The 12,549-nt window shown below is 41.3% G+C and carries 9 protein-coding genes and 1 pseudogene; 3 read left to right on the top strand and 7 right to left on the bottom strand.

Features of this window, described 5'->3' with window-relative positions:
• Positions 1-292: pseudogene (locus tag AN394_RS02690) on the bottom strand (50S ribosomal protein L3 N(5)-glutamine methyltransferase); the annotation flags it as partial.
• Between the two features lie 101 nt (positions 293-393).
• Here AN394_RS02690 and smrB point away from each other — a divergent pair.
• Both smrB and AN394_RS02680 read left to right on the top strand, forming a co-directional pair.
• On the top strand, positions 394-951 hold the full coding sequence (gene smrB / locus AN394_RS02685) for an endonuclease SmrB (protein ID WP_054562116.1): 558 nt from the start codon (positions 394-396) through the stop codon (positions 949-951).
• Positions 952-975: 24 nt separating this feature from the next.
• Positions 976-1,896 carry an AEC family transporter gene (locus AN394_RS02680; RefSeq protein ID WP_055020736.1) on the top strand — a complete coding sequence of 307 codons (921 nt, stop codon included), beginning with the start codon at positions 976-978 and terminating at the stop codon, positions 1,894-1,896.
• On the opposite strand, the gene AN394_RS02675 is transcribed toward AN394_RS02680, so the two are convergent.
• The 6 genes from AN394_RS02675 to sixA form a co-directional block, all read right to left on the bottom strand.
• Entirely contained in the window at positions 1,888-5,130 is a 3,243-nt protein-coding gene (locus AN394_RS02675; RefSeq protein ID WP_055020735.1) for a toll/interleukin-1 receptor domain-containing protein, read from the bottom strand. The genes AN394_RS02680 and AN394_RS02675 overlap by 9 nt on opposite strands.
• 3 nt (positions 5,131-5,133) lie before the next feature.
• Positions 5,134-7,380, bottom strand: coding sequence for an NAD-binding protein (locus AN394_RS02670; protein WP_055020734.1), 2,247 nt, complete (start codon positions 7,378-7,380; stop codon positions 5,134-5,136).
• A 77-nt stretch (positions 7,381-7,457) separates the two neighbouring features.
• Positions 7,458-8,192, bottom strand: a complete 735-nt coding sequence (locus tag AN394_RS02665; protein WP_055020733.1) for an SDR family oxidoreductase — start codon at positions 8,190-8,192, stop codon at positions 7,458-7,460.
• Entirely contained in the window at positions 8,189-8,665 is a 477-nt protein-coding gene (locus tag AN394_RS02660) for an ASCH domain-containing protein (RefSeq protein ID WP_055020732.1), read from the bottom strand. The genes AN394_RS02665 and AN394_RS02660 overlap by 4 nt, the downstream gene beginning before the upstream one ends.
• A complete protein-coding gene (locus AN394_RS02655) occupies positions 8,649-8,999 on the bottom strand; it encodes a RidA family protein (RefSeq protein ID WP_055020731.1) in 351 nt (116 codons plus the stop codon). Before AN394_RS02655 ends, AN394_RS02660 begins: the two co-directional genes overlap by 17 nt.
• A gap of 49 nt (positions 9,000-9,048) precedes the next feature.
• The gene (gene sixA / locus AN394_RS02650) at positions 9,049-9,525 is read right to left on the bottom strand and encodes a phosphohistidine phosphatase SixA (protein WP_055020730.1); all 477 of its coding nucleotides are present in this window, start codon (positions 9,523-9,525) and stop codon (positions 9,049-9,051) included.
• 195 nt (positions 9,526-9,720) lie between these two features.
• Here sixA and AN394_RS02645 point away from each other — a divergent pair, with 195 nt between their 5' ends.
• Positions 9,721-12,441 (top strand): insulinase family protein, encoded by a 2,721-nt coding sequence (locus AN394_RS02645; RefSeq protein WP_055020729.1) that lies wholly within the window; start codon positions 9,721-9,723, stop codon positions 12,439-12,441.
• Positions 12,442-12,549: the final 108 nt, after the last annotated feature.

Here is a 12,549-nt window from a genome sequence, read left to right as displayed (position 1 = left end):
GGTACGGTACTGGCGTACAATCATTAATACGCTCTGCAATTAGTTCAGCTAAACGGTTTTTCTCGGTGCTGGTTAAACGCGCATGCATTAGCTCTTTTGGCGCGTCGATTGGCAAACTTAATGCGGGTAATAATAAGCTAACTGCTTCATCCCACGCATTATCTGTGCCGTGCCCAAAGAAAATACCACTGCTGGCAAATTGACTGGTTGTCCAACGTAACCAATCATGCAACGTTGAAAGTTCTGCAATTGCCTCGTCTAAAATTGCGTCTTCTATCTGGAAATGGTTCATGTATGTTCCTTAACTTTCAAAGTCTGTTCTGACGCGTATTGTACCGTCTTTTCAGTTGGTTTTTACTCGATTTTTAGCGTTTTTTTGTTTAGACTGCCGCCATGAAAAAAGATCCCCACGCCAACAACCACATTAGCACTGACGATATTGACTTATTTCGTCAGAGTATCAGTGGTGCCAAAGCATTTAAACAAGACACTATTCGATTCACCAATAAGCCTAAAGTGTCACAAGCGAAGCAATTTTCCCAGCAAAAAAAGCAACATCAGGCAGAATTTTTCTTTTCTGATGAATATGTACCAGACATCGACACTCATGGCACCGTAAGTTATGTCAAACCAGGTCACGATAGCTTTTTAGCAAAACAACTTCGCCGTGGAGATTACCCACCAGATTTAACCCTTGATTTACATGGCTTAAATAAAGAATTAGCCAAAGATGAGTTGGCAGGTTTAATTCATGAGTGTAAAAAACAGCATTACTATTGCGCTTGTGTTGTGCATGGCATTGGTGAGCGCATACTTAAACACAAGGTACCGCAATATTTAGTTCAACACCCTGATGTGATTGCTATGCACCAAGCGCCTCTTGAATTTGGTGGTAAAGGTGCAGTACTTATTTTAATTAATCTTCCACAAAGTGATGAGTTCAGACGATAACGTCTTCTTATCATAAGGCCTAAAGTGCATATTTTTTCGATTATCTTTCCACTGATTTTTATCGTGCTAAGTGGTTACATCAGCTCGCGAAGCAAGTTTTTATCGAAAGAGCATATAGCAGGTTTAAGTAAGTTTACTTTTTATATCAGTGTGCCTGCTTTTCTATTTTTAAATATGGCCCAAGCCGATTTACAAAATAGTGTGTCCATTGCGGGGTTTTTGAGCTTTTACATCCCGGTATTGGCCATTTACGCACTTGGCTATGTTCTTGACCGCTACCTTATTAGCAAGCAGTCTGCGCCGTCACGTCATGCTGTCTTTGCCCTTGGCAGTAGTTACTCAAATACGGTACTGGTAGGTTTACCTATAATTATTGCTGCACTTGGGCAACAGATGGTCGGCATTGTGTTTATGATCATCACTTTTCATAGCGCACTTTTGTTTACCCTTACCTTTTTGCTCAGTGCTAAGTCGCAGCAAACATTCTCTTGGCGAGCATTTGCTAAAAACATGCTGCTGAATCCAGTCGTGTTAAGCATCAGTAGCGGCTTGGCTGTTAACTTACTTGGCTTTACACTTTTTGATAATTTAGCAAATGGCCTGAGTCTACTTGCCAAACCTGCCATTGCCTGTGCGTTGTTTGTATTAGGGGCGAACCTTGCGTTTTATAAAGTGGCCGACAACTTACAAGCCTCAATCATCGCAACCATCATCAAGCTAGTTGTATTACCGTGCGGGGTCTACTTTTTTGCAGGCAGCGTATTCAATCTAGAGCAATCATTACTGAACGTGTTAGTACTTTTAAGCGCCTCTCCTTTAGGGGTCAACGCTTATCTAATCGCCAATCAAATTAAGCAACACCAAGCGACACTGGCAAGTAGCGTCGTGCTTTCAACAGTATTGAGTGTGGTGAGCTTTAGCATCTGGTTAAGTATTTTACTTTAAACATCCTCGCACTTGTTTTTGCTGAACATTTAATGGCGAAATAAAGTTATCTTCACGCTGTTTTTGCGTTAAGCAGTTGCGTCTTTTTGGCAATGCATTTTTCGCAGCATCATTAATTTCACGACTCAATGCGGGTAAGCTAAACAGCTTGCCTTGATTAGCTAATATGATTAAGCGGTCAGCATGCTCATCAAACGCTATTTTTTGCTGTTGATAATCATCAACCTGATAAAACAGCTGACCCGTGTCAAGATGATAAATACTAGGCTTGCCTTGATTAATTATTAAATATTCTGCTGATGCTGATAAGCTTAAATCCCCAGCTTCTTCAGTGGTGTTAAATCGATAAAGTTCTTGCAAGCTAACAGTGTCAACAACCACAACAGCTTTGTCTTTTAATCCAATAACCAGCTCACTCCCCTTAACAAGTAGGTCTGCAATATCAGACTGGAAGGTCAGTTGTTTTAAAACCTCACCGGTTTGCAAATCCAAGATACCCACTTTACGCTTGGCTGCTTTTATTACCAAACGGTTTGCTTGTGACACAAAGTAGGCATCAAGAACTCGGGCTATTTTAGTTGTATTAAACTGCGGCTTTTTCGCTTGTAAATCATAAAGCATCACCCCTTTTTTATTATTACCTAGCAATAAATAACGCCCATCAGCACTCAGCCTAGGCTCGGTCATTATGGTATCTTCACTAAGGGGGATTTCGGCGATGCTTTGTTCGCTCATCAAGTCAACTAAGTAAAGCGCTTTTTTGTTCCAAGAATCTTCAATAAATAAAACAAAATGCTGTGCTTCATTTAATAACACCACCGAAGACGAATCATATTTGTCACCAAACTCAATTAAGCTGTTCTTTTCTAGATCAAATACTTGGTGATTGCCATAACCACATTCCACACTTATAAAGCGTTTTGCATTGGCTACATCGGCGATATTAACACGATGTCGTTCACACAAATCTATGCGTCGAACAAGCTCACCACTCAAGCTATTAAACATATAAAGCTGGTTTTTATTATCAAGGCTCTGTGCTGTTAGAGTGTGCCCGTCAGTGCTAAATTCAGCGCCCCATAAATTAATTTTTTCGCTAAGTGCTATGCTAGGGCTATTTTTCAGTAATGACCAAATTGAAATACTTTTGTCATCACTCGAGGCGTTAACCAACTCACTGTTTGTTAAAACAAGCTTTGTGCGCTGATTAATTTTAAAGTTATTAACTTCAATACCAGTTGCGACATCCCACACACGCACATTTTTATACGCTAATGTGATCAAAAGCTTACCGTCTGGTGTAAATGCGCCATCTTCAACATTTGAAAAATGGCTAAGCTGACTACCTTGATTTGTTTTGATATTCCAAAGTGTCGGTGCCTTTTCTAAACTACGAATAAAATCAGCATTTTCGGTTGTCGATTGCACTTGGTTAACAGTGGCCATTGCATAAACGTATTCTCCATTTTTACTCATCAAGGTATGAATATGCGGAGTAACTCCTTGTTGCTCGCCACTTTCAACTGCTTCAACACGGGTACCATTTAGATCGTAAATAACTAAGCCTTGGCTATCATTGGTAAAGCCTGTTTGTCGAGCTAAGCTATTTTTAGCTGTAAAATCATAAGCTAAATCCAATGAGCGTATTTCATTTCCATTTTGAGCGTTGAAGAGTTTAAGTGGCCCCACGAGCTCAGGAGTCGTTAAAATATAGTGACCATTTGGGCTAATTTGAATGTCTGCCAAGCCGTATTGCTGAGAATGTTTAACATCGTATAAAAGCGCATTATTAGTGACATCCCAAACAATGAGCCGGTCAAAATGACTGCTCATATAAAGGGTTTTGTTATCAGGACTAAATACTAGGTTTTTTATCTCGGCTTTAATTTCGGTGCTTTGTTGTTTGGTTAAGGTATCACTATCCCAAACACTGACTTCGCCCTCTCGAGTCGCTATAGCAAGTTGTTTGTTATCACGGCTCAGACTAAAGCCTTGAACAAACTGTTCAGTTTTAAGCAGTTTATCTTCGTCACTGTCTGTTATTGATAAACGCTTAACTTTGCCATTTGAAAGTACAAACAGCTGTTCATTTTCAACATATTGGTACTGTTCAATTTTTTCTTGTGCTTGATAATAAAAGTGTTTGTTATTGGCATAAATCGCCCGACGCAATTGCCCTATTCCACCGGGCATTGGACGCTCTCCGCCATATAAACCGGGTAGTGCATTGAGGCCTAATAGCAACGCAGTATCATGCTCTCCATCATCGTTAGCTTGACGGGCCCTATCAAGCAAAAAGCGACTTTGATTTAACAATGAAGCATCACGCTGCTCAGTTGCTATTTTAGTTTGCTGTTGCGCAAGCTGTTCATTTTTAATGGCTTGTTGCTGTTTAATATAAGCAAAAACACCCGCTACCACTGCAATAACAGCCAGCATAGCGACGGCGCTTAACCATTGGCGCAAACGCTTTGCCTTTTGCTTAGCAAGTTCTAATTGATAAGCTTGGTCGCGCTTAGTTAATGCTCCGAGTGGCACACCTAAAATGCCTGCGATAATTTTTAACAGCATCAATTTTTGTTGAGCTTGGTATTGCTCAACATATCGAGCTAAATCTTGGCTTGAAAATTCAGTGCGCGATTTTAAATACTGTTTATATGCTTCAATTGAGGTCCAGCCTTGTTCAAGCTTGCCATCATGATTAACCCGAAAATCAGCCGCTAGAGGCTCAGCTAATTGTGTTGTTGGGTTGCCCTGTGCGTCGTAAGCATATTGTAAGGGCTTTGGAAAACATTCATCCTCTGGCGCAACCCCTTGCGATTGCTTTGTTTTATCCCAGCTTGCATTTGGTTCACCGTCAATCATTGCGGCAATAATTTGATCGCTTCGGCCTAACTTTTTGAAGTAATCGATTTCATCTGCAACATAAGTAGATGCCACTGCGTTAGGCGAACATAACACAATAAGCAGTTGAGTATTATCTAGTGCACGTGTAATTGCATTGCCAAGATCAGCATCGGCTGGGAGCTCTTCTTCATCGCGAAAAATGGGGAAAATACGCTCAGGGATCAACTCGCCACGGGCGTTTTTTTGACCCACTAAATCTTTTGGGATTTCATAGGTTTCGATTGCTTGATGCAACCAGGTTGCCCACTGGCGACCGGTTTGCTTATTATCAGCGTGACGATATGAAATAAACGCCAAGTATTGATGCTTAACTAACTTCTCACTCATTAGCTAATCTCTCTTAAAGTCTACAATACGCACTTCAGCTTTAAGTCCCTTACTAGTAAACGGGTAATGGCGCTTAAACTGTTCAGGCACACCATGCTGCCACCAATTTACAACATCAGCTGTACCGCCAATTCCTCTACTAGGTTGAGAATCCCAGACAGCTATCAGCTCGTCGGCCATAGCAACCAAGTGCGCTGCTAAAGAGGCATATTGCAAAGCACGAGACTCATTAGCTGTATCTTCCATCTCGGCTAAACTTCGATAAACAGGGGGAATTTCTGCAAACCACTGTGCTTTGGCGAGCAACTGTTCAAACTCACTATCTTGTTTACTAAAATCCAATTTATACAGTTCGTAAGGCATGGGCAGTAGAGCAATAAAACTAGCGTCTAAACGGGTTAGCGCTCGCTCTATCACTAATCTATCAGCTCCTTCAGCAAGACCAGAAACAAACTGAAAATGACAATTTGGATGAGCCTGCTTAAGCGCATCTAACTGCTGATCAATATCTCGAACCAAAGTGTCATGTTGCTGGCTTTCAAGGTTTGTGAAGCGATGGCCTGTGACTGCCACGGTGACCACTTTTTCAATGCCAAAAGGTTGCGTTGTATCTTTTGCCAGTAACAGTAAATCGTTAACAGCTGCGGCAAAAAAATCACTATTACCTTGCTGCTGTTGTTGTGTTAAATCATGCCAAGGTTTTATCAGTGTATGTCGTTTTGCAATATTTGAGCGAGTACTAGAAAACTGCCAGCCATCAATTTTACGCTCAGCGCACCAGCGAGCATGTTCCATCGACGACATCATATTGAGCTCGTTATCTGATAATTCAATGCTGTTTGAGTGGCTGCTAAAACGTGCATTTACCATCGCCAGTTTTTCACGCCAACTCAGCGCAAAAGCTCTATTGGCTTCCTTTAAACTATAAGGTAGGTCTTGCCATGAAGTAACATTATCTTGATTTGCTTGATAGCTTTGTTCGTGAGCTCGCTTAGCTAACACTGAGCCACGAGGCTGAGTCACTGCGCTAATATTGATATCTTTACTGTTATCATTAAAAGCCACCAAGTTATCAGGTATTTGCCTTGTTTTAGCTTGTTGTTGTTCACTAAATTCGGTGTAGCTAGTTGCGTAGTAAATGGGTGCCATAAATAGGCATTCAACTAGCATCTTATTGCGAAGTGTCAAAGCGATTGAGAAACAGTTTAATTGCTGTGTATCGAAAATATAAATTTGCGTTGCATTAGAAATGATATCGAGCAGCAGTTTATTATCTGCGAGTAACTCATGAACTTGCTTATTAATAACGTTAAGCTCAGCGGCAGCGTCAATAGCTGTAAGTTCTGCACTCAACTCTGCGTTAGATTCGGTAGTGATTAAAGTAATTTTTACCGGCTTTAAACTACTGTAGATAGCACTTTTCGCATAAGTTCTTGCTAAATCTAACGCCGCGTCATTACTACCAAAAATAACCAAATGAACTTGGTCTTTTCCTTGAATATTAAGCAGTGGTAACGGCGAATGCTTGGCAAAAAGCTGCTCTGCTAGTAACTGGCTTTTACGCCAAAAGCGTAGTTCGGTGCTGGTATTTTCAATAAATCGAGGGAGTTGTTTAAGTTGATCCGCTAATACCCGACTATGCAGATGTACAAAAACGGGCGCTTTCAAGTTGGGTAAGTTAGTAAGTACTTGCTGAGCAATAGTAATGTTATGGCTATCATCGCCACAACAGAAAAATACCGCCTCAGCATGCTGTAAGTGAAGCTTATCAGCAACTGATTGATTAATATCACCAACATGCACAATCGCACCTTTTTGTTTCAGTAAGGCAATATGACTATTTTCAGGGTTACTTTCGATTGCTATAACTGATTTATTCGCAGCCAATGCAGATAGAGCAATGGCAGAACCTTTATTTCCCAAACCCACAACAAGCTGAAAGTCAGAGCGAGGCCTCAGTAAATATACAATGAGCTGCTTTGCACCATCAAAAATTAGATAGAAGAAAATTAATGCTGTCGTTAAGGGGGCTGCAAATCGAGCAAATTCAATGAAAGGGTTCATTTGATTGGTTTTATAAAGCTCTTGTGTCCAATCACCACTAAAAGCAAACAGGCCCGCAATTGCATATATATTGTTAGCTAAAGGTTCACTCCAGCGTGTTGTTTGCGATACACCAAACAGCCCCACCAACATAATGAACATAAATAAGCCGAACAGAAATAAAGTCGATTTCTTTTGTGAATCCATGGGCTACCTTGGGTTATTTTTATGGTTTATATTAGGAAATAATAACCCCTCAACGCAGTTACCACCAGCGAGGCTTACTAAAGCCCACCCGATACGTCTATAAAACTGCCCGTTGTGAATGATGCTTGCTCACTTGCCAAAAAGTAAATCGCTGAGGCAACCTCATCAGCCTCACCACCACGCCCTAGCGGCAACTTAGATTTTAACCTATCAACTCGGTTTGCTTCACCACCATCGCAATGCATATCTGTATAAATAAGGCCTGGCCTTACCCCATTAACTCGAATACCTTTACTCGCCACTTCTTTAGCAAGGCCAATCGTGAAAGTATCAAGCGCTCCTTTGGATGCTGCATAATCTAAGTATTCATTTGGCGAGCCTGTTCGCGACGCACCCGATGAAACATTGACAATACTGCCTTTGTCCATACGCTTTATTGCTTCTCGCGCGCACAAAAATGCCCCTGTAACATTACAACTTAAAATAGCGTTGATACGCTTAGCATCCATCTCTAATAACGGCATTTGCGGCATCATCATCGCTGCGTTATTAACTAACACATCTAACCGCGAAACCTGAGCATCTAATTTGGCGAACATGGCGAGTACTTGCTGCTCATCGGCAATATCGGCTTGCAACAAATAAGCATTCACGCCAAGCGCTTTAATCTCATCAGCGACCTGCTCTGCACTTGCGTGATCTGACTTATAATTAATACACACATCATAGCCATGTTTAGCAAATAGTTTTGCTGTTGCTGCACCTATACCGCGGCCGCCTCCGGTAATAAGAACCACAGGATTCGTGCTCATTCTGACTCCTTGAAAACTAACTTAAACTGCTCACACACCAACGGCATCTCTGGATGACATTGATAGCCTGTACCTGCGAGCTCTCGCTGATAATAATCCCAATGCACACGCTGCCAGTACTCAAGGCTCTTGTCGCCCTCGCCTTCTAATACGGCGTAATCGGCGCTTATTTGATTATATGGGGTAATAGTTACAGAGACGGTTTCAATTATGCCGAGTGGCTGTCCCTGCCAATTGGTAAAAATGGCTAAATCACCAACTTCAGGAAGGGCTTCATTATTGGCTTTAAACCAATAAAGTGAAGGGGTTGTTGCTTGTTTTACGCCATTTAAAACCAGCAATGCGCAGTCATTGGCATCTTGCTCATTGTCGCAAAAATGCCAATGTGGCAGTTCAATCAGTTCGCGCCCTGATTGCTCATTAAAGCGAGCAATCATCTGCGCGATACGCTGCTCGTTACTTAACGGCTGCAACGACAGAAATCTCAACTAATAATGCATCGCGCGCCATTTTTGCCTCAACACAAGCGCGAGCTGGTGCATGACTCTGTGGCACCCATGCATCCCAAACAGCGTTCATCTTTGCAAAGTATTCCATGCTCTTCAGGTAAATTGTGGCACTTAGCATGTGCTCTTTGCTACTACCTGCTTCAATAAGTAGCGCTTCGACCTTATCTAGCATGGTTTGAGTTTGTTCGGTGATATCTTTTTCGGCATCAGCACAAACTTGGCCGCATAGGTATACTGTGCCGTTATGCTTAACGATGCGGCTCATACGCGCACCGGTTTGTAAACGTTCGATTGTCATAGTAAGAACTTAAAAAATTAACAGTGGCGCTAATTTAGCAAATCCACTGTTAGATTTCGACGTTATTTGGCGAGTGAATACTGAGGTACTGACTGCGCTGTTTGTGTTCATCATATTCGATAACAGCAACCGCCCCTGTATTGAAGATTGGCATATGACCAGGGCTTAACTGATCAACTAAGTAGCTAACAATTGGCATATGGGCAACGACCAACCAGGTATTGCAGTCTGGATGCATAGCAATCAAGGTTTCTAGGTAATCAGCAGCAATTTGCGGTACACCATCGGGGGTAATATCACTGCAAGTTTCGTTAAATTGTAACGAAATATGTTGCGTCGCATCCATAGCAGTTTGTTGTGCGCGAATGTAAGGACTTACCAACAGAGCATCAGGTTTATGGTGTGTTGCTAACCACTGCCCCATTCGACTGGCTTCTTGGTGACCGGTCTCGGTCAGTTGTCTTGCTGCATCATCTGCTTGCATTGGCGTAGCTTCGCCATGGCGCATGATTAAGATTGTTTTCATAAAAAATCAACCGATTAAAGAATATAAAACAGTAGCCAGTTTGCTTGATTGTTCGCTATATTAGAATATCATCACTAGATACATTAAACATCCGCTTATGATATTCAGGTAGATTTTCGTAGCTCTGTCTTTTTTAGCTTTCCTGAAAATATCATCTGTTGTTAGGACATTAACGCACTCTTTCAGGAGCATCTTTTGAATATCAGCCGCAATGATAACAGAACATATCAACCCCTAACACTGGACAATGGTCTAAAAGTACTTTTAGTGCAAGACTTAGAGTCAACAAAATCAGCGGCTTCAATGGCTATTAACGCAGGCCATTTCGATGACCCCCTTGATAGGCAAGGTCTCGCGCACTTTTTAGAGCATATGCTTTTTTTAGGCACTGACCTGTACCCAGAATCGGGCGGATTTTCTAATTTTGTATCGCAATCTGGTGGCAACACCAATGCCTGGACTGGCACTGAGCACACTTGCTACTTCTTTGATATTAATAACCAACAGTTTGCTGAGGCACTAGCACAATTCAGTCGTTTTTTTATTGCCCCACTCTTAAATCCTAAAGAGACAACTAAAGAACGTAATGCTATAGACGCAGAATTTAAACTAAAAATAAAAGATGACGGCCGCCGTATTTATCAGGCTCATAAAGAAACTGTTAACCCAGCGCACCCTTTTGCAAAGTTTTCGGTCGGTAACCAGCAAACCCTCGCGGATCGTGAGGGCTGTATCAGTGATGAGCTACGTGCTTTTTTCGATAGCCATTATCAGGCTCAGTGGATGACACTTGTGATATGTAGCAATGAAGATATTGCGACCATGACCACCTGGGTAAAACGGTTATTTAGCGAAATTAAAGGTCAGCCAAAAAGTAAAGAGATCATAGAGCAGCCACTTTACCGTAAACAAGACTTAGGTAAGGTGTTACACATTGAGCCACATAAACATATGCAAAAGCTCATTATTAGCTTTGCGATGCCAAATATAGATGACTTTTATCGTCACAAAACCGTTAGTTTTATTGCCCACTTACTCGGCTACGAAGGCAAAGGGTCACTGTACTCTATTTTAAAAGAGCAAGGCTGGATCAATGCCCTCTCAGCAGGTGGTGGCATTAATGGCAGTAATTTCAAAGATTTTAACATCAGTATGGCGTTAACTGATGAAGGTATTGAATACTATGAAGATATCGTTGAAATGGTGTTTGAGTATATCTGCTTAATTAACCAAAACTGCGATAAATTGCCGCGTCTTTATCAAGACAAAAAGAACCTCTTGCAAATTGCCTTTGATAACCAAGAAAAAGCGCGCTTAATTGATTGGGTGAGTAACTTAAGCATTAATATGCAGCATTACGATGAAGCCAACTATGTGCAAGGCGATTATTTAATGGAAGGCTTTAACCGTTGTGCCCATGAAATTGCTATGCAATGGCTAACACCTGATAACATGCGCTTGGTACTCATTCATCCAGGTGTTGAGCCTGAGCACACTACAGCTTGGTACAACACACCATATAAAGTAGAAGACATCTCAGCAAGTTGGTTAGAAGCGCTTAGTGAAATAAACACGCCATTACCACAGATGTGCTTACCAAGTGCTAACCCATACCTCACAAAAGATGTTGAACTATTACCATTAGACGAGCCAAATAAATCACCTGAGCTTTTAGTCACACGAGACGGCTTTGATTTTTGGTTTAAACAAGACGCAACTTTCAGAGTAGCTAAAGGGCATTTTTACTTAGCAATGGACTCAACCTTTGCAATTAAAGATGTTAAACACATGGCCCTTACCCGCTTATTTGCAGACCTGTTTATGGACAGTGTTGCTGAGCAATTTTATCCAGCAGAATTGGCTGGTCTTAGTTATCACTTAACCTCTCACCAAGGTGGCTTAACCCTACATACTGCGGGTCTTTCATCGAGTCAGTTAGAGCTGGTTAATGAGTTACTTGAAGCACTCTTTAATGTTGAAATCTGCGCAAAACGCTTTGCTGAATATAAAAAGCAGCTCGTTAGACACTGGCGAAACAGCAATCAAAACAAACCTGTTAGTGAGCTATTTAGTATTTTGGGTGCGCAAATCATGCCATGGAACCCAGAGCCTAATGCCTTAGCACAAGCTTTAAAGGATACTAGCTTCCATCAATTTAATTGCTTTAGAAATGAGTTTTTTAAAGCCTTGCACGTTGAGTCTTTTTTACATGGTAACTGGCAACGTAGTGATGCGCTTAAGTTCCAAAAGCAAGTGACTAAACACCTAGCTGACAGCACCACAATTATTGATTTAACGCGACCACTTAACGATATAACCGAAGTAGATCAACAGCGCTTCACGTTAAATTGTAGCGATCATGCGATGGTGCTGTACTATCAAGCACAAACGGATGACACTACCGAAAAGGTGCAAATGATGGTACTTAATCATTTAATAAACCAAGATTATTTTAATGAGTTAAGAACCAAGCAACAGCTCGGTTACTTAGTTGGTGCGGGCTATGCTCCTTTTAATACCCGTGCTGGTATTGCTTTTTACGTGCAGTCACCTATGCATAGTGCTGATGAGATACTTCAGCGTCACCAGCAATTTATTAATAATTATGTGCCACAAGTAAACAACATTTCTGAGCAGCAATGGCTCGATACCAAAGCAGGTCTTGTTACACACATTGCTGAAAAAGATAAAAATTTGCGCTTACGCTCACAGCGCCTATGGTTAGCTATTGGTAATCGCGATACTGAATTTAATATGCAACAACAGCTTTTAGAGGCACTTGATAAGTTAAGCCTTACTCAAATGCAGCAGTATATTACCGAAACGTTCAGTGAAAACAGGCCAAGAATAGAACTTTTAAGTGAGCCAAAGGCTAAAAAACAGCCAAAAGCAAGCCTTTCTTCGCATTCTCTTTGACTCGAACGCGAGCTTAGATTAGATTAATTGGTGCGAATTACGGTAATGCATTAATGATAAAAATAATAAAAATGATTTCTGCTTTTTTAACAATAAGTATGGCTGGGA

The sequence above is a fragment of the Pseudoalteromonas sp. P1-26 genome (assembly GCF_001401795.1).
Lineage (GTDB): Bacteria > Pseudomonadota > Gammaproteobacteria > Enterobacterales > Alteromonadaceae > Pseudoalteromonas.
This window is presented reverse-complemented; position numbering and strand designations above follow the sequence as displayed.

Coding starts and splice junctions, on each gene's coding strand:
- AN394_RS02665 (WP_055020733.1), bottom strand. CDS start 8,192: ATGAGCACGAATCCTGTGGTTCTTATTACCGGAGGCGGCCGCGGTATA.
- smrB (WP_054562116.1), top strand. CDS start 394: ATGAAAAAAGATCCCCACGCCAACAACCACATTAGCACTGACGATATT.
- AN394_RS02655 (WP_055020731.1), bottom strand. CDS start 8,999: ATGACAATCGAACGTTTACAAACCGGTGCGCGTATGAGCCGCATCGTT.
- sixA (WP_055020730.1), bottom strand. CDS start 9,525: ATGAAAACAATCTTAATCATGCGCCATGGCGAAGCTACGCCAATGCAA.
- AN394_RS02675 (WP_055020735.1), bottom strand. CDS start 5,130: ATGAGTGAGAAGTTAGTTAAGCATCAATACTTGGCGTTTATTTCATAT.
- AN394_RS02670 (WP_055020734.1), bottom strand. CDS start 7,380: ATGGATTCACAAAAGAAATCGACTTTATTTCTGTTCGGCTTATTTATG.